The sequence below is a fragment of the Streptomyces sp. AB3(2024) genome, from assembly GCF_041862025.1.
Classification (GTDB): domain Bacteria; phylum Actinomycetota; class Actinomycetes; order Streptomycetales; family Streptomycetaceae; genus Streptomyces.
Map to the genome: position 1 here is coordinate 15,667 of NZ_JBGWAB010000050.1, position 23,277 is coordinate 38,943.

At 73.8% G+C, this 23,277-nt stretch carries 24 protein-coding genes and 2 pseudogenes; 13 read left to right on the forward strand and 13 right to left on the reverse strand.

What is annotated here, in order from left to right; all coding sequences use genetic code 11:
* The first annotated feature begins 807 nt into the window (after positions 1–807).
* Positions 808–2,082 carry a hypothetical protein gene (locus ACEPPI_RS20500; RefSeq protein WP_373916687.1) on the forward strand — a complete coding sequence of 425 codons (1,275 nt, stop codon included), beginning with the start codon at positions 808–810 and terminating at the stop codon, positions 2,080–2,082.
* A gap of 326 nt (positions 2,083–2,408) precedes the next feature.
* Complete coding sequence (locus ACEPPI_RS20505; protein ID WP_373916688.1) at positions 2,409–2,651, forward strand: hypothetical protein; 243 nt, start codon at positions 2,409–2,411, stop codon at positions 2,649–2,651.
* A 99-nt stretch (positions 2,652–2,750) separates the two neighbouring features.
* Here ACEPPI_RS20505 and ACEPPI_RS20510 read toward each other — a convergent pair.
* From ACEPPI_RS20510 to ACEPPI_RS20530, 5 genes and pseudogenes are all read right to left on the reverse strand, one after another.
* Positions 2,751–3,041: pseudogene (locus tag ACEPPI_RS20510) on the reverse strand (IS5/IS1182 family transposase); the annotation flags it as partial.
* A gap of 248 nt (positions 3,042–3,289) precedes the next feature.
* On the reverse strand, positions 3,290–4,150 hold the full coding sequence (locus ACEPPI_RS20515) for a patatin-like phospholipase family protein (protein ID WP_373916689.1): 861 nt from the start codon (positions 4,148–4,150) through the stop codon (positions 3,290–3,292).
* A 91-nt stretch (positions 4,151–4,241) separates the two neighbouring features.
* On the reverse strand, positions 4,242–4,961 hold the full coding sequence (locus tag ACEPPI_RS20520) for a restriction endonuclease (protein WP_373916690.1): 720 nt from the start codon (positions 4,959–4,961) through the stop codon (positions 4,242–4,244).
* On the reverse strand, positions 4,958–5,167 hold the full coding sequence (locus ACEPPI_RS20525; protein ID WP_373916691.1) for a hypothetical protein: 210 nt from the start codon (positions 5,165–5,167) through the stop codon (positions 4,958–4,960). Before ACEPPI_RS20525 ends, ACEPPI_RS20520 begins: the two co-directional genes overlap by 4 nt.
* A 233-nt stretch (positions 5,168–5,400) precedes the next feature.
* Positions 5,401–6,348 carry a nucleoside hydrolase gene (locus tag ACEPPI_RS20530; protein WP_373916692.1) on the reverse strand — a complete coding sequence of 316 codons (948 nt, stop codon included), beginning with the start codon at positions 6,346–6,348 and terminating at the stop codon, positions 5,401–5,403.
* Positions 6,349–6,672: 324 nt separating this feature from the next.
* Here ACEPPI_RS20530 and ACEPPI_RS20535 point away from each other — a divergent pair, with 324 nt between their 5' ends.
* From ACEPPI_RS20535 to ACEPPI_RS20545, 3 genes are read left to right on the forward strand one after another with little or no spacing between them, the layout of a single operon-like run.
* The gene (locus ACEPPI_RS20535) at positions 6,673–7,437 is read left to right on the forward strand and encodes an SDR family oxidoreductase (RefSeq protein ID WP_373916693.1); all 765 of its coding nucleotides are present in this window, start codon (positions 6,673–6,675) and stop codon (positions 7,435–7,437) included.
* A 25-nt stretch (positions 7,438–7,462) separates the two neighbouring features.
* Positions 7,463–10,351: a BTAD domain-containing putative transcriptional regulator gene (locus tag ACEPPI_RS20540; protein WP_373916694.1), complete on the forward strand. Its 2,889-nt coding sequence runs from the start codon at positions 7,463–7,465 to the stop codon at positions 10,349–10,351.
* A 35-nt stretch (positions 10,352–10,386) separates the two neighbouring features.
* A complete protein-coding gene (locus ACEPPI_RS20545) occupies positions 10,387–11,601 on the forward strand; it encodes an FAD-dependent monooxygenase (protein ID WP_373916695.1) in 1,215 nt (404 codons plus the stop codon).
* Here ACEPPI_RS20545 and ACEPPI_RS20550 read toward each other — a convergent pair.
* A pseudogene (locus ACEPPI_RS20550) lies at positions 11,571–11,776 on the reverse strand (helix-turn-helix domain-containing protein); the annotation flags it as partial. The gene ACEPPI_RS20545 and the pseudogene ACEPPI_RS20550 sit on opposite strands and share 31 nt — an antisense overlap.
* Here ACEPPI_RS20550 and ACEPPI_RS20555 point away from each other — a divergent pair.
* On the forward strand, positions 11,741–12,016 hold the full coding sequence (locus ACEPPI_RS20555; protein ID WP_373916722.1) for a hypothetical protein: 276 nt from the start codon (positions 11,741–11,743) through the stop codon (positions 12,014–12,016). The pseudogene ACEPPI_RS20550 and the gene ACEPPI_RS20555 overlap by 36 nt on opposite strands.
* 7 nt (positions 12,017–12,023) lie before the next feature.
* Complete coding sequence (locus ACEPPI_RS20560; protein ID WP_373916696.1) at positions 12,024–12,887, forward strand: class I SAM-dependent methyltransferase; 864 nt, start codon at positions 12,024–12,026, stop codon at positions 12,885–12,887.
* Positions 12,888–12,921: 34 nt separating this feature from the next.
* On the opposite strand, the gene ACEPPI_RS20565 is transcribed toward ACEPPI_RS20560, so the two are convergent.
* Entirely contained in the window at positions 12,922–13,203 is a 282-nt protein-coding gene (locus ACEPPI_RS20565) for a hypothetical protein (protein WP_373916697.1), read from the reverse strand.
* A 251-nt stretch (positions 13,204–13,454) separates the two neighbouring features.
* On the opposite strand from ACEPPI_RS20565, the gene ACEPPI_RS20570 reads away from it, so the two are divergent.
* The gene (locus ACEPPI_RS20570) at positions 13,455–14,414 is read left to right on the forward strand and encodes a hypothetical protein (protein ID WP_373916698.1); all 960 of its coding nucleotides are present in this window, start codon (positions 13,455–13,457) and stop codon (positions 14,412–14,414) included.
* Between the two features lie 55 nt (positions 14,415–14,469).
* Here the strand turns inward: ACEPPI_RS20570 and ACEPPI_RS20575 are convergent, their stop codons facing one another.
* Together ACEPPI_RS20575 and ACEPPI_RS20580 are read right to left on the reverse strand one after the other, a co-directional pair.
* Positions 14,470–14,820, reverse strand: a complete 351-nt coding sequence (locus ACEPPI_RS20575) for a hypothetical protein (RefSeq protein ID WP_266846052.1) — start codon at positions 14,818–14,820, stop codon at positions 14,470–14,472.
* Positions 14,821–14,950: 130 nt separating this feature from the next.
* Positions 14,951–15,547: a hypothetical protein gene (locus ACEPPI_RS20580; RefSeq protein WP_373916699.1), complete on the reverse strand. Its 597-nt coding sequence runs from the start codon at positions 15,545–15,547 to the stop codon at positions 14,951–14,953.
* Between the two features lie 96 nt (positions 15,548–15,643).
* Between ACEPPI_RS20580 and ACEPPI_RS20585 the strand changes: the two genes are divergently transcribed.
* Positions 15,644–16,837: an MFS transporter gene (locus tag ACEPPI_RS20585; RefSeq protein ID WP_373916700.1), complete on the forward strand. Its 1,194-nt coding sequence runs from the start codon at positions 15,644–15,646 to the stop codon at positions 16,835–16,837.
* 20 nt (positions 16,838–16,857) lie between these two features.
* Here the strand turns inward: ACEPPI_RS20585 and ACEPPI_RS20590 are convergent, their stop codons facing one another.
* Positions 16,858–17,706, reverse strand: coding sequence for an aldo/keto reductase (locus ACEPPI_RS20590; protein ID WP_373916701.1), 849 nt, complete (start codon positions 17,704–17,706; stop codon positions 16,858–16,860).
* A 381-nt stretch (positions 17,707–18,087) separates the two neighbouring features.
* Here ACEPPI_RS20590 and ACEPPI_RS20595 point away from each other — a divergent pair, with 381 nt between their 5' ends.
* Together ACEPPI_RS20595 and ACEPPI_RS20600 are read left to right on the forward strand one after the other, a co-directional pair.
* The gene (locus tag ACEPPI_RS20595; RefSeq protein ID WP_373916702.1) at positions 18,088–18,642 is read left to right on the forward strand and encodes a YceI family protein; all 555 of its coding nucleotides are present in this window, start codon (positions 18,088–18,090) and stop codon (positions 18,640–18,642) included.
* 67 nt (positions 18,643–18,709) lie between these two features.
* Complete coding sequence (locus ACEPPI_RS20600; RefSeq protein ID WP_373916703.1) at positions 18,710–19,192, forward strand: hypothetical protein; 483 nt, start codon at positions 18,710–18,712, stop codon at positions 19,190–19,192.
* A gap of 44 nt (positions 19,193–19,236) precedes the next feature.
* Here the strand turns inward: ACEPPI_RS20600 and ACEPPI_RS20605 are convergent, their stop codons facing one another.
* Positions 19,237–20,445 carry a cytochrome P450 gene (locus ACEPPI_RS20605; protein ID WP_373916704.1) on the reverse strand — a complete coding sequence of 403 codons (1,209 nt, stop codon included), beginning with the start codon at positions 20,443–20,445 and terminating at the stop codon, positions 19,237–19,239.
* Between the two features lie 227 nt (positions 20,446–20,672).
* On the opposite strand from ACEPPI_RS20605, the gene ACEPPI_RS20610 reads away from it, so the two are divergent.
* Complete coding sequence (locus tag ACEPPI_RS20610; protein WP_373916705.1) at positions 20,673–20,963, forward strand: DUF6400 family protein; 291 nt, start codon at positions 20,673–20,675, stop codon at positions 20,961–20,963.
* The gene (locus ACEPPI_RS20615; RefSeq protein ID WP_373916706.1) at positions 20,950–21,207 is read left to right on the forward strand and encodes a hypothetical protein; all 258 of its coding nucleotides are present in this window, start codon (positions 20,950–20,952) and stop codon (positions 21,205–21,207) included. The genes ACEPPI_RS20610 and ACEPPI_RS20615 overlap by 14 nt, the downstream gene beginning before the upstream one ends.
* A gap of 12 nt (positions 21,208–21,219) precedes the next feature.
* Here ACEPPI_RS20615 and ACEPPI_RS20620 read toward each other — a convergent pair whose 3' ends face one another.
* Together ACEPPI_RS20620 and ACEPPI_RS20625 are read right to left on the reverse strand one after the other, a co-directional pair.
* Positions 21,220–22,185: an aldo/keto reductase family oxidoreductase gene (locus ACEPPI_RS20620; protein ID WP_373916707.1), complete on the reverse strand. Its 966-nt coding sequence runs from the start codon at positions 22,183–22,185 to the stop codon at positions 21,220–21,222.
* 105 nt (positions 22,186–22,290) lie between these two features.
* Complete coding sequence (locus ACEPPI_RS20625; RefSeq protein ID WP_373916708.1) at positions 22,291–23,241, reverse strand: MASE1 domain-containing protein; 951 nt, start codon at positions 23,239–23,241, stop codon at positions 22,291–22,293.
* Positions 23,242–23,277 lie beyond the last annotated feature (36 nt).

Genomic DNA, 23,277 nt, shown 5'->3' on the forward strand with positions numbered 1-23,277 from the left:
ACTACCGTGACTTCCCGGACCGGTTGCGGTCCTGCTTCGGGTCGACCGTGCAGAGCGCCAAGGACCTGGACTACTGGGAGCAGGACATGCGCAACCAGGGCATGCTGGTGCGCAACGCCGAGGGTGACTACGGGCCTTCGCACAAGTCGCTGCTGGAATTCCTGGTGGCCCTGAAGTTCACGGCCGAACTCGGTCTGCCCAGAGGCGACTTCATGAAGGTGATCCCGGCGGCCGGGTCGGCGCAGGCCGGGACGCGCGAGTGGACGTGGTCCCGGTACTTCGCGGCGCGCGCGGGGGACGGAACGCTCCCGCCCCTCGGCGAGTTCATGGCGGAACCGGTGGAGGTGCTGGGCAGCACGTTCGGGGCGTTCGGGCGCGACGAGGCGGTGTACCAGTTCCTGTCCGCGATGGTGCGGGAGTGCCCCGATCACCGGGAGCGGCTGCTCGCCCTGACCGGCTCGACCGCCGGACGGGAGGCGGAGGCGGGCAACCTCGCGGGCAACTGCCTGAACCTGCTCGTGCTGTGCGGCGGCAGCCCCGGACAGGTCCGCACCCTCCAGGTCCGCCCGCGAGAGATCGGCCCCGAGCAGGTCCGCGCCCGCGAGGGACACCTCGGCCCCCCACCTCCGGGGCGCGAACCCCGCCAGATCGAGCCCCGCCAACCGCGTGCCCCTGCAACGGGCCCGGCCCCGTACCGAATACCGCGCCCTGGGCGATCCGCTCCTGCGTCAGGCCGTCCAGCAGCTGCTGGCCCAGGAGACCATCGGACCCCGGCGGAACTCGCTGTCCCCGCAGGTGTGCGCCGAGGTGATCGAGGCCGTCGCGCAGCACGTGGAGACCGGCGCCGACCACGGACCGCTGCAGGGCGATCCCGTCGGCGCGCACTGGCTCGGCGATCCGTCCGACACTCCCTGGGTCTACTCCCCCGGCCGGGACGACGGCCTACTCGGCCGGACGTTCGACCGCTTCGTCGAGCAGCAGTTCGCCGCCGGGCTGGAGCAACCCGATGAGAGCGACCTCGCACGGCTGCGCCAGGGCCACCGACTCCTCTCCGAACTCCTCCCGCTGACCTCCCGCGGCGCCCTGAGCCACACTCACCTGATCGGGATCACCTCCGGGACCGACGCGTGGGAGGGCAAGGCGTCGAGCTCGCAGTTCACCTTGGTCGGCATCGTCTTCCTGAACCGCAAGCTCCTCCAGAACCCCTGGTGGGTGGCCGAGCACCTGCTCCACGAGGCCCTCCACCAGAGGCTGTACGACTTCCGCCACGCCCATTCCGTGCTGGCCCGCGACCTCGACGACTCCCCGCACGCCCCCACCGAGGTCCGCCGCGTCGTGTCGCTGTGGAACGTCCCGGGCCTCGACGGGAGCAACCGCTGGAACGCCCACCGGACCATGGCGGCCTTCCACGTCTACGTCCACCTGGCCCTGCTGTGCTCCCTCGCGGAGCAGCACGCTCCCCGGCTACGGGACGTCTACGGCCCGCTGGACGCCCCGAGCCCCATGACATCGAGCCGGAAGGCCTTCGAACGGGCCCGCTACCTGGCCGAGAGCCTGCGGTCCGAGTGCTGGGACGAACTCGGACTCGCGGGCCGGCGCATGGTCGACTGGCTCAGCGCCGTCCTGGACGCCATGGACCAGGCTCCTCCCCCGGCCGGCTCGTTCCTCCACCTCATCCTCGACCGCTACCTCAAGGAAGCCCGCCGGCTCCGCCAGGCACCGGTCTCCGACGATCTGGCGACCACCCTGGCGGCTCTCGGGCGGTCCGAAGCCGAGGCCTTCCGCGAGGTCCTGTCGGCCGTCGGTGCCGAGGAGCACCTCCACACCGTCACGGCCGGACCGGCACCGGGGCCCGCCCGGGAGCACGACACCGGCGACCACGCGGCCTTCGCGCAACAGCGCCACCACATCGCCGACACCCTCCTGCGGCTCGCCCCGAACGGCTACAGCCTCGACTCCCTGTGCCGCGCCCCCGGACCGTCCGCGGACGAGATGGTGCGCGTCATGGTGGAGGCCTCCAGCCGGGAGCTGGCAGCGGCCTCCCCCCGTCCGGACCAGGGGCGCCGTATCACGCGCCGTTGATCCAGCCTGCCGGGCCCGGGCCGGTTGTCGCGGATGGTGTTTGCCGGCGTGCGGCGTTCACGTACCGGAGCACGGTGTTGAGGCCCCAGCCCAGGTGCCGGGGCGATCGCCCGCCGTGAGTGGGCTTGGGCAAGGAGCTCGTGGACCAGCCCATGTGCGACCTCCGGCCGCATGCCGCTGGGCGAAGGATTGCGCAGGCAGTCGCGAGGGGCCATTCCACCCCGGTGGCGGTGGCAATCAAATGGGCATCGTGGTGGAGTAATTGCTCAGTAGGTGGCCTGCGCCTCGTGCAGGGTCAGGCAACCAACCGGCGTACTGGAGCATCCATGAAGGCGAAGCCGAAGATCGGACCGACTCACGACACCGCCTTTTTCAAGGACATCCAGGCAGTGTTCGAAAAATACCCGGACGTCACAAAAGACTACTCTATCGGTCATATCGGTGGGGTAGTTGACGTCGTGGCGATTGACCTTGATCGTCAAGTCGAGGTGCCGACCGTTCGGGACGGTGAGACTGTCACCAAGTGCGTTGACCGGTCGCTCGATCGCGACCCGGGGGACCACCCGTAGAGGAAGGGTGCTTCAGGTGGGCTTTGCGAGCCGGCGAATGGGTATGTGTCACGTACATCACGATTGCACCTCCGACCTAGAACGCCCATCCGGTCGCGGTCAAGGGCTGATCCGGGCGAAGCACTTGATCCAGATCATTGAGGCGCGCAGGTGGAGGCCGGAGGGGTAACTCTCAGGCGTTTTGTCGTATCGAGTGACGATGCCTCGCCAGGCATTCAGCTTGTCGATCAGGCGCTCGACGGTGTTCCGCTTCTTGTGGAAGTCGGCGTCGTGATCAACCGGCCGGCCGCCTCTGCGGCCTTCGTTCTTCCGGTTGGACGCCTGATCCTCCTTCTCCGGGATGACCGCTTTGATGCTGCGTTTGCACAGGTAGGCGTGGTTGCCCCGCGGACCGCGGTGGACCAGGTGCCGAACCGGTCCGGTTCTACCGCCACTGCGCTCCCGGGCGGAACTCGCAGGTCACGCCTTCGAACTGTTGCCGCAGCCGCTGGGGGCCGCACTCACCGACCGGCAGATACGGCTCGACGAGCCCCCAATCGTCGTCCGTCGGTTGCGCACGCGTCATGTGTACCGGACGACCGGCGCCGCCTTCGCCGCGAGGGCAGCACCGGCAGACCGATCGCAACTCGACACATGCCCTAGCCGCGCACCCACACCGGGCGCAGTCGTTCGGCGGTGGCGGGCGCCTGGGCGAGGCCCGCACGGTAGGCCGGTTCCCAGTGGGCCCGGTCGTGCAGGTCGGAGCCGAGCGCCCGGACGGCGTCCGGGTCGGGGGCGACGGTCACGACCGTACGACCCGCGCCGTCTGCCGACTGCCCGTCGAGCGGCTCGTCGGGGAACAGGTGCGCCAGCGGTTCGACGACGACCAGTGCGCGGGCTCCGGCCGCCAGGTCGGCGTTCGTCCCCGCGCGGAGGGCGCCGTCCATGTAGCGCCGCCCGTGGATGCCGACGGGCGGTTCGGCCCCGGGGAAGGCACTGCTCGCCGCCACCGCGTGCACGAGCGGCACGCCGCTCGTGCGGTCCCACACGACGGGTTCGCCCGAGACCGCGTCCACCGCCGTGACCAGGAAGTGCCGGTCAGGCCAGTCGTTCGCGCCGATCAGGGCGCCCCGCCCCGCGAGCAGGGCTTCTTCGGCGCCGGGGCCGGCGTGGTCGAGCGCGATCCGGCCCACTCGGCGCCGAGCCTCCCCGGGTTCCAGCCCGGCGTCGCCGAGGACGGCGAACACCGAAGCCATCACGGCCGGATCCACCTCGCGCCACGGGGCCGCCGGACCCGGCCTGTGTGCCGGGACGCTCAGCCGGTGCAGGTCCTGACGGGTGGTCAGCATCGCGGCGACGATGGCACCGGCCGACGTGCCGACGGTCAGATCGGCGTCACCGAGGTCCACCCCCGCGCGGCCGAGTCCAGCGGCCAGCCCGGCCATCCATGCCGTGCCGACCGGCCCTCCCGGGCCCAGTACGAGTGCCCGGTCGAACGTGGCTCCGGTATCGAGATGCACGGTTTCGTCCCCCTGCCGCCAGATGGTGATCAACATCGTCTACGCTAGGACCTCGACCGGGCTTCAGGTCAAGGGGATCCGGGCGATGCCCTCAGGGTTCGAGGCCGGTGCGGCGGCCGCCCGGCGGGAGGGCGCGCAGGAGGTCCCACAACGGGCGGGATCCGCCGGCCCATTCGGCGAGGAGGTGACGGTCGACGAGGTGCAGTCGCTGGGACTTCGCGAACCGGGCCGCGTTGTCGGTGATCCGGCCGTTGGTGAGCATGACCAGGACGTCACCGTGGTGGACCTGCCTGCCGGTGCCGTTGAGCACGTGCAGGTCGGGGGTGCCGACGGGCTTCCCGGACCAGCCGTCCTTGCGGTGTTTGCACTGGATGACCCACCGGCGGCCGGACGGGTCGGTGGCCTTGACGTCGGCGCCGTTGTCCCCGCGTCCACCGACCTGCCGTGCGTCCGCGCAGCCGTCGCGGCGCATCAGGTCCCGTACCGCGAACTCGAACTCCCGGTGGTGCAGGGCATCGAGCTGTGCGAGCGCGTAGCGCAGTCCGCTCGCCCGCACCCGGTCCCAGCGGAGGGCCTCCCCGCGGTGCCACACCCACGCCGCGGCCACCGCGGCCGCCACCGAGAGGACGGCCACCACGGTCCAGGGGTGGGCGGCGAGCCACCGTAGCGCGGTGGCCGCCAGGGCGACCGCGACCGCCGCCGCGAGGACGGCGAGGACCACCTGTTCCGGGAGCTGCTTCCGCCGCCGCCGTTGCCGCCGCCGCACGGCGCGGCGTACGGGACGGCGGCTCCGGCGACTCGGCACGGTCACTGGCCGGCCTGCGACACGCCGTCGACGAGCCGGCCCAGGACATCGGCGATGCCCTGGCCCACTTCGGTGGGAGCGAGGACGACGCCCAGCGCCAGGACGATGAGCACGGTCATCTTCTCGTCGAACCGGCTCCGGGCCTGGGTCCGTCGGCGCAGCCGCAGTACGACGACCACCAACAGCAGTACCGCCACGTCGATCGACAGCAAGTGCCCAGCCCCTCCACCCGGATCCCACCGGGGCAGCGGACGACGGCCCCGTACTCCTGTGTAGCCCGTGGCCGGGCGCGCCGCGCCCCGATCGATGGGGAACGGCGGCAAATGTGCTGTGGTGGCCTGATCCGCGGGTGCGTGCGTTCGAGTCCGTCCGTGCGGCTGTTGTGCGGCGGCCTCGTGGCCGTACTCGTGGCCGTACTCGTACGGGGCGCGGCCGTGTCCCGGTGCTACGTGGTGTGGCGGGAGCCGAGGACGTCGACGGCCGTGACCATGCGGTCCCAGAACCGTTCGGCGTCCAGGTGCACGGCGACGCGGGCGTTGACGGGGCGGTCCAGGTAGCGGTGGAGGTCCACGACCGTGGCCCCGCGCGTGTAGCGGCCGTGCAGTTCGACCGTGACGTTCGCGTCCTTGACGTCGACGATCGACGGATCGATGACCCGGGCCACCGCGACGGGGTCGTGGAGCGGGGGGTGGGGCATGCCCCACAGGCGGCTGTACGTCGAGGCGAAGAAGGCCAGCAGTTCCGAGCAGACCTGGCCGAGTTCGGTGCCCAGGCCGTCGAAGCGGGCCCGGATCTCGGGCGTGGCGAGGGCCTGGTGGGTGACGTTGAGCCCGCACATGGTCAGGGGGACCCCGCTGCGGAAGACGATGTCGGCTGCCTCCGGATCGGTCATGATGTTGAACTCGGCCGCCGGGGTGCGGTTGCCCCGTTCGGTGGACCCGCCCATGAGCACGATCTCGCGGATCCGGGCGGCGCTGTCGGGGTGGCGCGTCAGCAGCAGGGCGATGTTGGTCAGCGGGGCCGTCGGCACCAGGGTGACCGGTTCGGGGTGTTCGAGGAGGATGCGGTGGATGAGGTCGACCGCGTGCTCGGGCACCACGTCGACGGTGGGCTCGGGGAACCGCGGCCCGTCCAGCCCCGACGCGCCGTGCACGTCCTCGGCGACGGCGAGCGGCTGGAGCAGCGGCCGTGCGCACCCGGCGGCGATGGGCACGTCGGTGATCCCGGCGATGGTGCACACGCGGCGGGCGTTGAGGGTGGTCTTCTCCAGCGTCTGGTTGCCGGCGACCGTGGTGATGGCGAGCAGGTCGACCGCGGGGTCGGCTGCGGCCAGCATGATCGCGAGGGCGTCGTCGTGCCCTGGGTCGCAGTCGATGATGATCGGGACGGGCACGGGCGGTCCTCCTCGTACGGGGCTGCTGACCTGCCCAGTCTGCCGTCGCCGGGGCGCGTCGGCCGCTCGTTCCGAGCCAAAACGCGCGGCGCCCCGACCCTGTCGGCCGGGTCGGCCGGATGTGGGTGTCGCCCCGGCCGGCGGAGCGGTGTGCGCACCGCGCCCCCGGTCGCGGCCCGTGGCGCGTGGGACGCGGCCCGTGGCCCGTGGCCCGTGGCCCGTGGGTCGGTGAGCGGGCGGTGAGCGGGCGGTGAGCCCGTCTCGCCAATGTGGTCCTCGTCGCCGGATCGACCGAGATCCGGCCACCTGACGAGGGAGCGGACCATGGGCATGCTGAACGGCAAGACGGCACTGGTGACGGGCGGATCCCGGGGCATCGGCCGGGCGATCGCGCTGCGGCTGGCCGCCGAGGGCGCCCTGGTCGCCGTCCACTACGGCGGCAACGAGGCCGCCGCCCGGCAGACGGTGGCCCTGATCGAGGAAGCGGGCGGGCGGGCGTTCCCGGTACGGGCGCGGTTCGGTGAAGTGGACGCGGTGGGGCGGCTGTTCGACGGACTGACCGAGGGGCTGGCCGGGCGCGGGCTGGACATCCTGGTCAACAACGCGGGTATGAGTTCGGGGAGTTCGGTCGACACGCTCGGTCTGGAGGAGTTGGCGAACCTGCTCACCGTCAACGTGGTCACGCCGTTCTTCGTGATCCAGCGGGCGCTGACGCTGCTCAACGACGGCGGACGCATCATCAACATGGGCTCGACGGCCAGCCGGTTCGCCGTCACCACCCAGATCGGCTACACCATCACCAAGGCGGCGATCGAGGCGATGGCGCCCTCGCTGGCCAACGAACTGGGCCGGCGCGGGATCACGGTGAACACGGTCGCACCGGGTGCGGTGCGCACCGACATGACGGCCGGATACACCGCCATTCCCGAGGTGGTGGCCGCACTGGAGTCGATCACCGCGCTGGGACGGCTCGGTGAGCCCGAGGACGTGGCCGACGTCGTCGGTTTCCTGGCGGGTCCGCACGGGCGGTGGGTGACCGGGCAGACCGTCGACGTCTCCGGCGGAACCTGGCTCGGCCCCCTGGGATGATCTCCGCTGATGGATAATCGCCCGCATGCGCTTCTCCATCCTGGGCGAGACCGTGGCACGGCACGACGACGGCACCGAGGTCGCCCTCGGAGGGCCGGCCCGGCGGGCGCTGCTGACCTTGCTGCTGGTGCGGCCCGGGGAGGTCGTCTCGGCCGACCTGCTGGCCGAGGAGACGGCCCCGCAGGGGGCGACGTCGACGCACGCGCTGCACTCCCAGGTGTCCCGGCTGCGCGCGGTCCTGGGCCCGGCGGCGATCGAACGCGCCGGGGCGGGCTATCGAGTGACGATACGTCGGGAGGACGTGGACGCCTGCCGGTTCGAGCGGCTGGCCCGCGAGGGACGGGAGGCGCTGGGCGCCGGCGACGCCGCGCGGGCGGTCCCGCTCCTGCGCGAGGCGCTGGAGCTGTGGCGGGGGCCGGCCCTGGCCGACCTCGCCGAGAGCCGGACGGCCGGGGCCGCCGCCGCGCGGCTGGAGGAGGGGCGCCTCGCCGCCCTGGAGGACCGCATCGAGGCCGAGCTGCGGCTCGGCGGGCACCGGGGGGTCGCGGGCGAACTGCGTGAGCTGGTGGGCCGTCATCCGCTGCGGGAGCGGCTGGCGGGGCTGCTGATCCGGGCCCTGGCCGCCGAGGGCGGGCAGGGCGAGGCGCTGGTCGTCTTCGAGGAGACCCGGCGCCACCTTGCGGACGAGCTCGGCTCGGACCCGTCGGCCGATCTGACCTCACTCCACCGGGAGTTGCTGACCGCGGGCCCTTCGTCGGGCCCCACCGCTCCCCCGGCCCAGCTGACCTCCTTCGTCGGCCGGGCCGCGGAGGTCGAGGAGGTGACCTCCCTCCTGCGGGCGGCCCGACTGGTCACCCTCATCGGCCCCGGCGGGGTCGGCAAGACCCGGCTTTCGGTGGAGGTCGCGGCGGGCAGCGGTGACGAGGTGTGCTTCGTCGAGCTCGCCCAGGTACGCGAGGGAGCCGATCCGGCGCAGGCGGTGCTGGGGGCACTCGGCCTGCGGGAGAGCGGGCTGCAGCTGGGGCCCACCGGGCAGACGCCCGTGGAGCGCCTGGTCATGGCCCTGTCCGACCGGGCGCTGCTGCTCGTCCTGGACAACTGCGAGCACCTCGTCGACGGGGCCGCCCTGCTGGCGGCCCGCCTGCTGGCGGCCTGTCCGCGGCTGCGCGTGCTCGCCACCAGCCGTGAGCCGCTCGCCGTCATCGGGGAGAGCCTCTGGCCGGTGCGGCCGCTGGACGACACGGCGGCCGCCCGGCTGTTCACCGACCGGGCCGCGGCGGTGCGGCGGGGGCCGGCGCCCGCCACGGAGACGGTCGGCCGGATCTGTGCGGCCCTCGACAACCTGCCGCTGGCCATCGAGCTCGCGGCGGCACGGCTGCGCACGCTGGAGCCGGAGGACCTTGCGGGCCGGCTGGACGACCGGCTCGGGATCGGGGCGGCCCGCGGCAACCGCAGTGCCGAGGAGCGGCACCGGACCCTGCGGGCGCTGGTCGCCTGGAGCTGGGAGCTGCTCTCCGAGTCCGAGCAGCGTGCCGCGCGGCGGTTCACCGTCTTCGCCGGCGGCGCGGCCCCCGACGCGGCGCGGCGGGTGTGCGGGGCGGACGGGGAGACGCTGGAGTCCCTGATCGACAAATCGCTCCTGGAGGTCGCGGGCGGCCGCTACCGGATGCTGGAGACGATCCGCGCGTACGGTGCCGAGCAGTTGGAGGCGGCGGGCGAGGGCGAGGGCGTACGGGCGGTCCACGCCCGGCTCCTCCTGGACCTGGTACGGGCGGCCGATCCGGACACCAGGGGCGCCGGCCAGCTGCGCCGGCTCGCGGCGCTGTCGGCCGAGCACGGGAACCTGCTCGCGGCGCTGGCCTGGACCATCGACGCGGGCCGGTGGGAGACGGGCCTGGAACTCCTCGCCTCGGCTTCCTCCTACCTGTGGATCCGCGGCGTCCGGTCCTCCGTCTCCCCGCAGGCCGCCGCGTTGCTGGAGGGCGTCGGCACGCAGGTGCCGGAGGGGTCCGGCGAGGAGTACGCGGTCTGCGTGCTGCTGGCCGCGACCGGGGACGGCGGCGCGGCCGTGTGGCGGCGCCACCGCGCGCGGGCCGGGCGGGAACTCGCCGCCGCCTGGCCGGGTGACCGGACGGGCCGCTACCCGGTGGTGCTGCTGTCGTGGATGATGCGCAACGCGACCGAGAGCGACCCCGGCGAGGCCTTCGCCTTCGTCTCGGCCCAACACGACTGCGGCGACCCGTGGGTACGGGCGGCCGCCCGCTACGTGGCGGGGTTCGGGCCCCTCGGCGACGGGGACGGCGCGGGCGCGGAAGCGGCCTTCGCGGAGGCCGCGGACGGTTTCCGGGCGGTGGGTGACCGGTGGGGCCGGGCGCTGGCGCTGGACGTGCTCGCGGGCCTGGCGGGCGCGCGCGGGGACCGTGCGGGGGCCGTCGCCCTCACCGACGAGGCGCTCGCCCTGACCCAGGAGCTCGGGGCCCTGGAGGACAGCGCCGACCTGCTGGTCAACCGGGGCGACCACGTCGTCGACGCGGACCCGGTGGCCGCCGGCGCCGACTACGCGCAGGCCGCCGCCCTGGCCCGGAGCGCCGGCAGCTCGGCGGGCTTGGCCGCCGCCCTGCGCGGACTCGGCGACATGGCCCTCCTGGAGGCCGATCCGGGCGGGGCGGGGCGCCTGTACGCCGAGGCCCTGGAACGCGCCGACCCGCACTGGGTCAAGAGCGCGGGCAACCGGGTGCGCATCCTCGCCGGCCTCTCCCGCGTCGCCGAACTGCGCGGCGACGGCGTGACGGCCCGGGCGCGCGCCCGGGAGGCCGCCTCGTACGCCCGGACGCTCACCGGCCGGGACACCCGGGAGGCGCTGCGCATCCTGGGCCTGCCGGAGCCGCTCACCGAGGCGGTGAGCCGGATGTGAGCGCCCGGTGAGCCGCCCCGTACAGGCTGACCCGCATGACGAACACGAAGAAGAACACCACGGTCCTGATCTCCGGCGCCTCCGTCGCGGGCCCCGCCCTCGCCTACTGGCTCCACCGGCACGGCTTCCGCCCGACCGTCGTCGAGCGCGCCCCCGCCCTGCGCGAGGGCGGCTACGCCGTCGACTTCCGCGGCCGGGCCCACCTGTCCGTCCTCGACCGGATGGGCCTCCTCGGGGAACTCGACGCCGTCCGTACCCACACGGGCTCGATGAGCTACGTCGACACCCACGGCCGGACCCGCGCCACCCTCCCCGCCGACCTGTTCGCGGGGGACCTGGAAGTGCTGCGCGGCGACCTCGCCCGGGTCCTCCACGACGCCACGGAGGACCACACCGAGTACGTCTTCGGGGACTCCGTCACCTCCCTGACCCAGGACGCGGACGGCGTGGACGTCACCTTCGAGCGCGGCGCGCCCCGCAGGTTCGACCTGGTGATCGGGGCCGACGGAATGCGCTCGACGACCCGGAGGCTGGCCTTCGGTCCGCACGACCGCTTCGTCCGTCACCTCGGCGTCCACTGCGCGGTGTTCACCACCGACAACCACCTCGGCCTCGACCGCACGGGCCACGCCTACCGCACCGCGGGCCGGCTGGCGGCGATGTACAGCGCCCGGAACAACACCGAGGCCAAGGCCGTCTTCTACTTCGCCTCACCGCTCCTGGACCTCGACCACCGGGACGCGGCAGCGCAACAGGACGTGCTCGCGGAGCGGTTCTCCGGCAACGGCTGGGAATGCGAGCGGCTGCTGCGGGACATGCGGCGGGCCCCCGACTTCTACTTCGACTCCGTCGGTCAGGTGCGGATGGACACCTGGTCGCGGGACCGGGTCTGCCTGGTCGGCGACGCCGCGTACTGCCCCTCCTCGCTGTCTGGGATGGGCTCGGGCCTGGCGCTCGTCGGCGCCTACGTCCTCGCGGGGGAACTGGCCGCCGCGGCGGGCGACCACCGCGTCGCCTTCGCCCGTTACGAGGAGCGGATGCGCGCGTACGCGGAGGGCTGCCAGAAGATGGGGGACGGCGTGGCGAAACTGATGGTCCCGGGCAGCCGCTTCCTCGCGGCGTTCCTCAACCGCTACTACCGCCTCATGCCGTACCTGCCGGGAAAGGACATGGCTGCCAAGATCGCCCGGAAGGCCGCGGAGAACATCGACCTGCCCGACTACGGGGTGCGCGTGAACGAGCGGCGGTAGGTGCGGGGCGGTACTCCGCGGCGTACGAACCGGGCGCGGAGCACGGCCGCGCTGCCGTAGCCGACCTGGCGGGCGACCTCCTCGACCGGCACTCCAGGAGTTCCTCGGCGCGGCTGAGCCGCAGTCCGAGGAGCCAGGCGTGCGGGGTGGTGCCGGTGGCGGTGACGACCACGCGGTGCTGCTCCGGTCCCGGCTGCGGGTGCTGGACGCCGCGGACGTGATCGTCCCGGGCCGCGGCCCCGCCTTCCCGGCCGACGACACGGCGCCGCGCCAGGCGGCGGCCGTGACCGTGACCGTGACCTTGACCTTCCGGGGGACTGTCGCGCCGACCCCGTGGCGCGCGCCGATACTGGAACCACTGACCCGGCGCCGTGCGCGACGCGCGGGCCGGGACGGCGTGAGCGGGAGGCGGTGACCGATCCATGGGCGCACACGCGGCGGCGGGCGACGGGGCCCGGCCCGAGGACGACGTGCCGGGCCGGTACGGCACGGCCGTGTTCCGGCCCGAGCAGGCCGGTGAGGACGAGCGCATCGACCTCGGAGCGCTCGCCTACGACGACATCACGCTCGCCCGGCTGACGGCCCTGGGCGCGGGACCCGGCTGGACCTGCCTGGAACTGGGCGCCGGCACCGGCAGCGTCGCCCGGGGGCTGCTCATGCGGGCCGGTGTGACGAGCGTGCTGGCCGTCGACCGCGACGTCCGTTTCCTGGCGTCCCGTCCACAGCCGGGCCTGGCCACCCTGGAGGCGGACATCGGCGACCCCGCCTTCGACCCCGGGCGCTTCCACCTGGTGCACGCCCGTTTCGTACTGATGCACCTGCCCGAGCGGGAGCGCCTGATCTCCCGCTTCGCCGATCTGCTGGTCCCCGGCGGGGTGCTGGTGCTCGGCGATGCCGTGGACCTGACGACCGCGGCGGCGCCCGCGACCCCGTACACACGGGCCGTGCGCGCCATGTGGCAGGGGCTGCGGGCGAGCATCGGCACCGACGTGGACTGGACGCCCCGGTACCCGGAGCTGCTGCGCGCCGCCGGGCTGACGGAGGTGGCCGCCGAGATCCACGTCCCGCCGCTGCTCCCGGGCAGCCCCATCAGCCGTTTCTGGGCCGACACCTGGGAGCGGGCCCGGACCGCGATGACCGCGACCGGGCTCGTGGACGACGCCGCCGTGGACGCAGCCGTCCGCTACCTGGACTCCCCCGACTGCGCCGCCCTGTCCCCCGGGCTGATCACCGCCTGGGGCCGGCGGGCCGGAGCGGGTCCGCGGGGCGGCCGGCCGGGCGGGTAGGCCCCGGGCGGGAGCCCGGAACCTCCGCGCCGGGTCAGCGGTCCCCGGTGCCCAGGCGGGCGCTGATCAGCCGGGCGGTCTCCTCGTTCAGGCGGGCGCGGCGTTCCGGTTCCTCGACGCGGGCCAGTTCTCCCCGCAGGGCCCGTTCCGTACGCATCACCGTGGCCCGGGGCACGGGCACCCGCTGCCCGGGCTGCTCCGTGAACGGCCACAGCTCGGCGGCGACGGCCTGGGCGTCGTCGAGGGCGCTGCGGCGCAGCGAGAGGAAAACGCGGGCGAGCCAGTCGGCGGGGATCTTCACCATCAAGTCGGTCATGTCAGGGCAACGACGGCCGGTCGGCTCCGTGACACCGGCTACCCCGGCCGGCCCAGCGTTGCTCCGGTCTGACGAAATGCTCACCTGCCTGGTCCACAGCCCCGGCCGCGCCGACGGCGGCCCCGCGGCGGGGAGCGCTGGGATGGGCATCGCGTGGCGGGGACGCCCGGCCCACGGGGGTGCCCAGTCGCCCACGCACCCGTCCCCTCGCAATCCCGCGGCGCCTCCGGCGGCCGGCGGGGAAGGAACTCATGAACCTCTCGCAGCATCCCGTCACGACCAGGCGGCCCCGTGTCCGTTCCCGGGTCCTCCTCGCCTCCCTCGCCGCCGCGGCGTCCCTGACCGGCCAGGTGGTGGCGATGGCTCCGGCCGCGTCCGCCCACGGGCCGGGGCCCTCGGGGCCGAAGCCGACGCCCGCCGCCCAGCAGAAGCAGAACCCGTCGGACAAGGACCACGGCGGGAACAGCGACGACGACGGGGACGACTGGGGCAAGGAGAAGGAGAAGGAGAAGGACAAAGACAAGGACAAGAAGAAGCCCCCTCAGGTCATCCACGGACTGCAGCAGTTCACGTCCGACAACACCTTCACCCCGCCGCCGGGCGTCACCTCGGTGTTCGTCCAGGCGTGGGGTGCCGGTGGCGGGGGCGGCGGCGGTGGCGGCGGCAGCCGCGGCCGCCTGGAGGCCCGTGCCTACAACGGGGGCAACGGCGGGGGCGGCGGGGCGGGCGGCTTCACCTGGTGCACCGTCCAGGTGAAGCCGCTGACCACGTACGGGGTGGACATCGGCGACGGCGGCGACGGCGGTACGGGCGGTGCGCCCGGAACCATGGGCGGCCCCGGATCGACCGGCGGTCCCGGCACAGCGGGCACCGCGTCCTCGCTGACCCGGTCCTCGGACAACACGCTCCTGCTCAACGCGACCGGGGGCGAAGGGGGCGGCGGCGGGGCCGGCGGCGGGATCGTCGACGGCGGCAACGGTGCCGGCGGGGCCGGCGGCAAGGGCTGGTGCTCGACCGGCGGGGTCAACCTGAACGGCGGCAACGGCAGCTCCAACGGCACGGGCGGGGTCGCCCCCGACGGCATCGTCGGCCTGCCCCCGAACACCGTGGTCGGCGGCAACGGCGGCGAGCGCGGCACCGGCGGCGAGGCCGCCCGGCCCGGCGGCAACGGCAAGGACGGCGGCAACGGGTACGTGGTCATCTACTGGTGACCGCGCCCGCCGGCCCCGCCCCCGCGGCGGGGCCGGCGCTGCCCCGCACGGCGGGTCAGTGGATGACGCTGAAGCTGCGCCAGGGCAGGGAGACCGGGGCCGTCACGTTCGAGAGCGTGGTGGCGACGTAGACGCCGTCCGCCCGGTCGGTCTTCTCGCAGTTCTCCGTCCGGTACAGGACGACGTCGACGAGGGTGTTGTTCTCCACGTGGGTGGCGCCCCGCGGCAGGTTGATGCGGTGGCAGCCGTTGACGTTCGTGTTGGAGTACGACAGCGCGACCGGGGAGTCGTGGCCGCGGAAGGTGAGCATGCCGACCGTGCTCCGGCCCAGGCCCGAGCAGGCGGTGGCGGTGAGCAGCAGGGCTGCGACCCCGGTGATGACGCCGGTGCGCCGGTGGTGGGACATGGCGGATCCTCGTCTGTGCGGTGGTGGCTCTCCTGCCCGCAGCCTGCACCGACGGCGCTCCGGCGGCATCCGTTGCGCGGCCGGCCGGATGAACCGGCCCGCGGCGGACGGGGGCGCCGGGCGCGTCCGGTCAGGCCCCCTCCTCCCGGTACGGGCGCCGCTTCGCCCAGGCGATCACCGTACTGAGGCCGATCAGGGCCGCACTCCACAGGCCGGCCTTCCAGGGCCGCGTACGCCCCTCCAACTCCGGGGACACGCGGTGCGCCGGGTCGAAGGCGACGCGGATCCGCTCTCCTCGCGCGGCGACGGGCCGGTCCTCCTTGAGTTCGGCCGGGTAGCCTCCCGGGCAGTCCAGTACGAGCCGGTACACCGTCCGGGTGGGCGGCGCGCCCTCCCCCGCGGAGTCCTGGACCCTGATGTGCACCTCGCGCACCGCGCAGGTGGCGGCGGCCGTGCGGGCCGCCGCCTGGTCGGCCGCGGCCACGGCCAGCAGCAGCCCCAGGGACAGCAGCAGCGCCCCGAAGAGGCCGCCGGCGCCGCCGACGAGCACGGAGTACGCCGTGCAGACGCCGAGGATCAGCACGGCTCCGCCGACCACGGCGACCGCCCCGGAGGGTGCGGAGGAGGCCGCGTAGCACCAGCTCGCCCCTGCGTACACGGCCCCGGCGGCGAGGCCGGGCAGGGCCACGGTGGCGAGCCGCCACCCCGGCCGGACCATCTCTGTCATGAACACCACCCCCGCAGGGGGACGCCCTTCACCCCGCCCCCGGTTGCCGCGGCGCGCGCCGGGCACGGGGACCCGAGCGGGGTTACCTTCGGCGGCATGGACGGTGATCGCCGGCAGTGGCGCCAGTGCTTGCTCGCCGGGGCCGTGTTCGCCGTGTGCATGGCGGGCACCACGCTCCCGACCCCCCTCTACGGCCTCTACCAGGAGAAGTTCGGCTTCTCCGAACTGACCGTCACCGTCGTGTACGCGGTCTACGCCTTCGCGGTCATCGGGGTGCTCGTGCTGGGGGGCAACGCCTCGGACGCGGTGGGGCGGCGGCCCGTGCTCTGGACGGGCCTCGCGTGCGCGGCCGGCAGCGCCGTCTGCTTCCTGTGCGCCTCGGGCCTCGGCTGGCTGTACGCGGGTCGGGTCCTGTCGGGCTTCTCCGCAGGGCTGTTCACCGGCGCGGCGACCGTGTTCGTCATGGAGCTGGCCCCGCCCGGCGGCACCTCCCGGGCCACCTTCGTGGCGACGGCGGCCAACATGGGCGGGCTCGGCTGCGGTCCGCTGCTCGCCGGACTGCTCGCGCAGTACGCCCCCTGGCCCCTGTACCTGCCCTTCTGGGTGCACCTCGCGCTGGTGGCGGGCTCGGCGGCGGTGCTGGCGGGGCTGCCGGAGACCGTACGGGAGCAGCGTCCGCTGAGCACCGTACGGCCGCAGCGGCTCCGGCTCCCCGCGCAGGTGCGGGCGGTGTTCGGACCGGCGGCGATCGCCTCGTTCGTGGGGTTCGCGCTGTTCGGGGTGTTCACGTCGGTCAGCCCGGCGTTCCTCGCCGAGTCCCTCGGCGTGCACGACCGGGCGGTGAGCGGACTGGTCGTCGCGCTGGCCTTCTTCGCGTCCACCGCCGGGCAACTGGCTGTCGGCCGGGTGGGCGTACGGCGGTCGCTGCCGCTGGGCTGCGCCGGGCTCCTCGCGGGGCTGGCGCTGCTCGCGGGGGCGCTGCGGTGGGACCTGCTGGCACTGGTGGTGCTGAGCGCGCTGGTGGGCGGCGTGGGACAGGGGCTGGCCTTCCGGGGGGCCCTGTCCGCGGTGGCCGGGGCGTCCCCGCCGCACCACCGGGCGGCGGTGATCTCCACCCTGTTCGTGGTGGCGTACGCGGGCATCTCGGTGCCGGTGATCGGCGTGGGAGTGCTGACGGGCCCGCTCGGGCTGGAGGGTGCCGGACTGGTGTTCATCGCCTGCATGGCCGTCCTGGTCTCGGCGGCGGCGCTCTACCTGCTGCGCCGCCCCGTGCCGGCGCCGGCGCCGTGAGGACGGCCGCCCGGCCGTCCTCAGGTGTCGATGGTGATGTTGCCGAGCCGGCTGACCACGGCCGGGTCGCGGTGGTCGAAGAACACCGACGCCCCGGTGTCCAGGGCCGCGATGGCCGCCATCTCCTCGTCGGTGAGCGCGAAGCCGAAGACGTCGAGGTTCTCCGCCATCCGCTCCGGGCGCACCGACTTGGGGATCACCACGACCTGCCGCTGGACCAGCCAGCGCAGGACGACCTGCGCCACCGACCTGCCGTGCGCGGTGGCGATCCGGGCGAGCACCGGGTGGGTGAACAGGTTGCCCCGGCCCTCGGCGAAGGGGCCCCACGACTCGATCTGGACCCCGCGCCCGGCCATCAGTTCCTGATCGCCGGTGCGCTGGTGGAAGGGATGGGTCTCGACCTGGTTGACCGCCGGGGTGACCTCGTTGTGGTCCATCAGGTCCAGCAGCCGGTCGGAGTGGAAGTTCGAGACCCCGATGGCCCGGACCAGCCCCTCGCGCTGAAGGTTCTGCATGGCGCGCCAGGAGCCGTAGACGTCGCCGTACGGCTGGTGGATCAGGTACAGGTCGACGTGGTCCAGGCCGAGTTTGCGCAGCGAGGTGTGGAACGCGCGCCCGGCCCTGTCCTCGCCGGCGTCGGAGATCCACAGCTTGGTGGTGACGAACAGCTCGTCGCGCGGGACGCCGCTGCTCCTGATCGCGCGGCCGACGGCTTCCTCGTTGCCGTAGGCGGCCGCGGTGTCGAGGGAGCGGTATCCGGCGGCGAGGGCTTGGCCGACGGCCCGTTCGGTCTCCTCCGGCGGAATCCGATAGACGCCGAAGCCGAGGACCGGCATCTCGACGCCGTTGTTCAAGGTGACGTGCTGCATGCGGGGTCCTTACGCGGGGGACGTGCGCGGGCCGGGGCCGGTGCCCGGACGGACGCCGGCCCCCTTCCTCAGCGCTACCCCGCGTCCGGCGCCGCCTCCCGGCGCGTCCTCCATGTGGCCGCCTCCCGCGGGCGGCCGGGGAAGGGACGCTTCGGCGGCCCGCGTCCCGCCCGTCAGGCCCGGACGGCCGGTCCGCCCCCGGGGGGCCGCGCCCCGGACCCGGGCCGGACCGCGGTTCTTCCCGGCCGGCGTGGCAGGGCACGTTCGCCGATCGGGTGACGCGCGGGCGCCGTGGGCGTGGTCGCACGCGCCGGTCAGGGCGGGTCTGGCTAGCGTGGTCCAGCGCCTCCCCCCGTCCCCCAGCCCCCGCGGAGCAGGTCCATGACCACGACCCCCCTCACCTCGCTCACAGGGAACTACTCCCTCGACCCCGCCCACACCCAGATCGGGTTCGTGGCCCGGCACGCGATGGTCACCAAGGTCCGCGGGGCCTTCAACGAGTTCGAAGGCACCGCCCACCTGGACGGCACGGATCCCGCGAAGTCGTCGGCGACGGTCACCATCAAGGCCGCCAGCATCGACACCCGCAACGAACAGCGCGACGGCCACCTGCGCACCAACGACTTCCTGGACGCCCCGAAATTCCCGGACATCACCTTCGTGTCCACGGGCGTGGAGCCGCTGGACGAAACCCACTTCCGCGTCACGGGCGACCTCACCATCAAGGACGTCACCCGGCCGATCGGCATCGAGTTCGAGTACCAGGGCAGCGCGACCGACCCGTTCGGGAACCTGCGGGTGGGGTTCGAGGGCTCGGTGCCGATCAGCCGGAAGGAGTACGGGATCACCTGGAACGCGGCCCTGGAGGGCGGCGGCGTCCTGGTCGGCGACAAGGTCGTCCTGGAGTTCGAGGTGTCCGCGATCCGGCAGGCCTGACCGGGTCGGCTCCCCGGCTCCGGGGGCCGGGTTCTCGCCGCCGGCCCGGATCGGCCATGATCGGGCGGTGACACCTCTCGACGACCGTCTGACCGGCCTGTGGGACAGCGCGCCCCTGGAACAGGGCGCGATGGAAACCAGCGCACTCGTCTTCCTGCCGGACGGCCGGGGCTGGAGCCGTTTCGAGAGCTTCAGCTCCGAGCTGAGCGTCGGCCGGTTCCGCTGGAGCTGCCCCGGTCCCGGCCTGCTGGAACTGCGCTACACGTGGCGGGTCGACGGACAGTGGGGCACCGACTCGGAAGGCTTCGCCGCCGTGGACCACAGCGGCCCGGACGACCAACTGATCCGTACGGGGTACCGGGTGGACGGCGGGGCCCCGTCGCCTTCCGGGCCCTGCGGTGCGGGCGGCGCGGACACGCTGACGCTCGGTCACCCGGTGGAGTTCGCCCACGCCTTCGCCCGTCGACGCCGGCCGGTGGGGCCCGCCGACGATCCGTCGGCCGCCGTGGTCCCGTACCCTCCCGGGCCGGGCACGACGCCCGGCTCCTGATCCCGGGGAGGGGCCGCGGACGCGGGCCCCTCCCCGGGACCGGATCACCAGCGAACGGGCAGCTGCCTTACGCCCCTGATCAGCATGCCCGGCACCCAGGCCGGCTCGGCCCCGCCGGCGTCGTCGGTGAGGCCGGGGAAGCGGTCCAGCAGGGAGCGGAGCGCGATGCGGCCCTCCAGGCGGGCGAGGGGCGCCCCGAGGCAGTGGTGCAGGCCGTGGCCGAAGGCGATGTGGCCGCGGGCGTCACGGCGGATGTCGAAACGGTCCGGGTCCACGAAGCGCGCCGGGTCCCGGTCCGCGTCGGCCATGGCGATCAGGACGGCGGAACCGGCCGGGATCACCACCCCGCCGATCTCCACGTCCTCCAGGGCGAGGCGGTCGGTGCAGGTCTCCACCGGCCCGTCGTAGCGGAGCATCTCCTCGATCGCCCCGTCCAGCAGGTCGGGGTGGGCGAGCAGGTCGGCCAGCTGGTCGGGGTGGGCGAACAGGGCGCGCATCCCGTTGCCGATCATGTTGACGGTGGTCTCGTGCCCCGCGATGAGCAGCAGGACGCTCATGCCGATGAGCTCGTCGGGCGAGAGGCGGTCGCCGCCCTCGTCGACGGCGTGGATCATCGCGCTGAGGAGGTCGTCGCCGGGCGCGGCGCGCTTGGCCTCGATGAGCCCGACGAGGTACCGGGGCATCTGCGCGTACGCGGCGGCCTCGGCCTCCGGGCTGGTGCGGGAGACCATCTCGTTGGACCAGCCGCGGAACGCACCGCGGTCCAGCTCCGGTACACCGAGCAGCTCGCAGATCACGGTCATGGGCAACGGGAAGGCGAAGGCGTCCACCAGGTCGGCCCGGCGCTCCGGGAGCGCCGCCATGGCGTCCAGCAGTTCGTCGGTGATCTGCCGGACGCGCGGGGCCAGGGTCTCGATCCGCCGCGGGGTGAACGCGCTTGCCACCAGACGGCGCAGCCGGGTGTGGTCCGGCGGGTCGGCCATGAGCATGTGGGCGAGCGCGGGGTGGTCCTGCTCGGTGTTGATGATCTTGCCGATGTCGCCGGAGCGGCGCCAGTCGCGGCTCAGCCGGGGATCGGTGAAGGCCGTACGGCCGGCCTCGTGTCCGACGACCAGCCAGACGTCCTGGCGGTCCGGGGTGAGTACGTGGTGGACGGGCCCCTCGGCCCGCAGTCGCGCGTAGACCGGATACGGGTCGCGGACGAAGTCCGGACCGAGTTCCAGCAGATCGATCCTGTCGGGCCGAGTCGCCATTCCATTCCCCCTGAATCGAATGCGTCGCGGGATCACTCCGCAGATACATGTATCCCCCACAGTGGTGGCGCTCATACGGCCGCCCCGTGAGGTCCGAATGCCCTTGACCGGTAAGGAATCCGGCCCTCCATATCCATCGGGCGGCCGCCCGCCCCCGGCCCGTGGCCCGCTGTGACTCCGCCCACCCTCCCTTGACCGGGAAAAGAAGGGTTACCTAACTTCGAGGTATGACCCCCCACGGCCACACCCCCCACACCGGCCCCGACGGCCCCACCGAGCCCGGTGGCCCCGCTCTGGTGCCCTTCGACGTCGACCTGACCTCCCAGGAGGTGGCCCGGCGCGCCCAGGTGATGGCCGCCCTCGGCCCCGACTGGGACCCCATCGAGGTGCTGCGCGGCGAGGAGGCGGCGTACGACCTGCTGTACTCCGGCCTCGACGCGGAGCAGCAGCGCGTGTACGAGGAGCTCGTCGCGGCCGGAGTGCTGCCCGCGCGCGGGGGCGGCCGTGCTGCCGCTTGACCCGCAGGCCGACATCGGGCGACGCGCCTGGGTGGCCTGCCCGAACTGCGACGACGCCCGCGGCTGCGCCCCGTGCGACGAGCGCCGGAGCTGCTCGGAGCACTGGCGCTACATGCTTTCCAACACCGGGAGCCTGCTCCACCTCCAGTGCCCGGGCTGCACCCACGTCTGGGAGCACGAGAGCGGCTTCGGGGCGACGCGCTCCGTGTGGAAGCGCATCGGCAGCGGCCTGACCGGCCTCTGACCGGCCTCCGGCTCAGGGCAGCGGGAGGCCCCGGGCGGTGGTCCACAGGGCGTACCACTCCTCGTGCGTGAGGTCGGGCGCGCGCAGGGAGGCATCGCGGCAGGCGCGGATGCGGTCGGGGCGGGCGGTGCCGATGACGGGGGCGATGTCGGCGGGGTGCCGCGTCAGCCACCACAGCAGGACCGACTCCGGGGTGGTGTCCTTGCGGCGGGCGAGGTCGGCCAGGAGCTCGGCCGTGGCGTGTTCGGCGGGGGTCTGCTGGCCGCCGGTGAAACGTCCCCGCGCCAGGGCGCCCCAGGCCTGGAGGCGGATGCCGTGCTCCTGGCAGTGCTCCAGCGTGCCGGACGGGAAGCCGTGCGCGGCCCCCTCGGGAGTGTTGAGCAGGACCCCCGCCTCGACCCAGGCGCGACTGTGCAGGCTCATCTCCAGCTGGTTGGCGACCAGCGGGACGTCCAGGCGGGCCTGGAGGCGGGCGATCTGCGCGGCGCCCGTGTTGGAGACCCCGAAGCCGCGGACGAGGCCCTGCCGGTGGAGGGACATCAGGGCGGAGGCGATGTCGTCCGGGTCCGCCAGCGGGTCGGGGCGGTGGAGCAGCAGGACGTCCACGGAGTCGGTCCTCAACCGGGCCAGGCTCTCCTCCACCCGGCGGACGATGCTCGTCCCGCGCAGGTCGTAGAGGCCGGGGCGGTCCCCCTCCGGGAGCCGGATGCCGCACTTGGTCTGCAGGACGATCCGCTCGCGCAGGCCCGGGGTCCGGGCGAGGACCTCGCCGAAGACCGCCTCCGCCTTGCCGTGGCGGTAGATGTCGGCGTGGTCGAAGACGGTGATCCCGATGTCCAGGGCGGCGTGGACGGCGGCCTCGGCGGTATCGACGTCCCCGGGTCCGTACGGCTGCGGATCCCAGCTCCCGCCCAGCCCCATGCACCCGTACAGCACCCGGCCGCCCTGCCCCGCACCCACCACGTTCGCGTTCGTCACGGGCCCAGCGTAGGGGCCGCGCCCGGCCGGGCCGGGACCGGACCGCCCGTGGACCACGGCACCGCGGCCCGGCGGTCCGGCGGCCCGCCCGGCCCGCGGCGCCGGCTAGTCCGCCTGTTTCCGGGGCGTGAGGTGGGCCACCACCTCCGCCAGGTCCTCGCACACCTCCTCGATCTTCATCCGGATGTTGTTCTGCTCGGTGACGAGGGCGGCCAGCAGGAGCCCGGTCAGGGCCGCCGCCCCGTTGAGGGCCTGGAGGTTGACCATGATCTCCAGCAGGGTGTGCCCGGCGAACGGGCCGACGCTCTCGGTGGCCGCCGAGATCGCCAGGACCGATACGAGCAGGGCGCACGGGGCGCTCCCGGCGAGCTGGAAGCGCACGGCCGCCCAGATCAGCAGCGGGAAGACGAGGAAGAGCAGGGACAGGGTGCTCCTCGTGGCGAGGAACGTGCCCGTGGCCGTGGCGACCGCGAGGGCCACGGCCTCCAGCACCCGGTACGGGTCCCGCGGCAGCCGGGGCCGGCGCAGGACCAGCAGCAGGGGGGTCACCAGCAGCACCCCCATCGTGTCCCCCGTCCACCAGGCGGACCACACGGCCCAGAAGTTCGACGCCGGCAGGTTCCCGGTGAGCAGCAGGGTCCCGCAGCCGGTGCCGGCGCTGATCAGCATCGGGAGCATGCCGCCCAGGAAGACCAGGGCGGTTCCGTCCCGCAGCCGGTCCAGCTCGGGCCGGAAGTCCACCAGGCGCAGCAGCGCGTAGGCGCACAGCGGGGCGAGGACGTTGCCCGCGACGATGCTGATGTCGGACGCGCTGAAGGAGCTGAGGTTCTCGATGGTCAGGTACGTGCCCACCGCGATCCCGGGCCAGATCCGGGGGCCGAACCACAGGAGGGAGGCGAGGGCGATGCCGGTGGGCGGCCACAGGGGCGTGACGACCGAACCCTCGACGACCACCTGGCAGAGCAGGCCGAGCCGGCCGGACACGTAGTAGGCCGCGGCGACGGCGAGGATCCGCGACAGCGCCAGGGCCGGACCTCGCCATTCCACGGTGCGCATCACAGCATCAGACAACAGTCCGGGCCCGCGGGCGCG

Excerpts from the sequence above, each read along its gene's own strand:
- ACEPPI_RS20565 (WP_373916697.1), bottom strand. The coding sequence starts at position 13,203 with ATGACCGACTTGATGGTGAAGATCCCCGCCGACTGGCTCGCCCGCGTT.
- ACEPPI_RS20545 (WP_373916695.1), top strand. The coding sequence starts at position 10,387 with ATGACGAACACGAAGAAGAACACCACGGTCCTGATCTCCGGCGCCTCC.
- ACEPPI_RS20625 (WP_373916708.1), bottom strand. The coding sequence starts at position 23,241 with ATGCGCACCGTGGAATGGCGAGGTCCGGCCCTGGCGCTGTCGCGGATC.
- ACEPPI_RS20590 (WP_373916701.1), bottom strand. The coding sequence starts at position 17,706 with ATGCAGCACGTCACCTTGAACAACGGCGTCGAGATGCCGGTCCTCGGC.
- ACEPPI_RS20560 (WP_373916696.1), top strand. The coding sequence starts at position 12,024 with ATGGGCGCACACGCGGCGGCGGGCGACGGGGCCCGGCCCGAGGACGAC.
- ACEPPI_RS20580 (WP_373916699.1), bottom strand. The coding sequence starts at position 15,547 with ATGACAGAGATGGTCCGGCCGGGGTGGCGGCTCGCCACCGTGGCCCTG.
- ACEPPI_RS20585 (WP_373916700.1), top strand. The coding sequence starts at position 15,644 with ATGGACGGTGATCGCCGGCAGTGGCGCCAGTGCTTGCTCGCCGGGGCC.
- ACEPPI_RS20570 (WP_373916698.1), top strand. The coding sequence starts at position 13,455 with ATGAACCTCTCGCAGCATCCCGTCACGACCAGGCGGCCCCGTGTCCGT.
- ACEPPI_RS20595 (WP_373916702.1), top strand. The coding sequence starts at position 18,088 with ATGACCACGACCCCCCTCACCTCGCTCACAGGGAACTACTCCCTCGAC.
- ACEPPI_RS20540 (WP_373916694.1), top strand. The coding sequence starts at position 7,463 with ATGCGCTTCTCCATCCTGGGCGAGACCGTGGCACGGCACGACGACGGC.
- ACEPPI_RS20575 (WP_266846052.1), bottom strand. The coding sequence starts at position 14,820 with ATGTCCCACCACCGGCGCACCGGCGTCATCACCGGGGTCGCAGCCCTG.
- ACEPPI_RS20610 (WP_373916705.1), top strand. The coding sequence starts at position 20,673 with ATGACCCCCCACGGCCACACCCCCCACACCGGCCCCGACGGCCCCACC.
- ACEPPI_RS20535 (WP_373916693.1), top strand. The coding sequence starts at position 6,673 with ATGGGCATGCTGAACGGCAAGACGGCACTGGTGACGGGCGGATCCCGG.
- ACEPPI_RS20505 (WP_373916688.1), top strand. The coding sequence starts at position 2,409 with ATGAAGGCGAAGCCGAAGATCGGACCGACTCACGACACCGCCTTTTTC.
- ACEPPI_RS20605 (WP_373916704.1), bottom strand. The coding sequence starts at position 20,445 with ATGGCGACTCGGCCCGACAGGATCGATCTGCTGGAACTCGGTCCGGAC.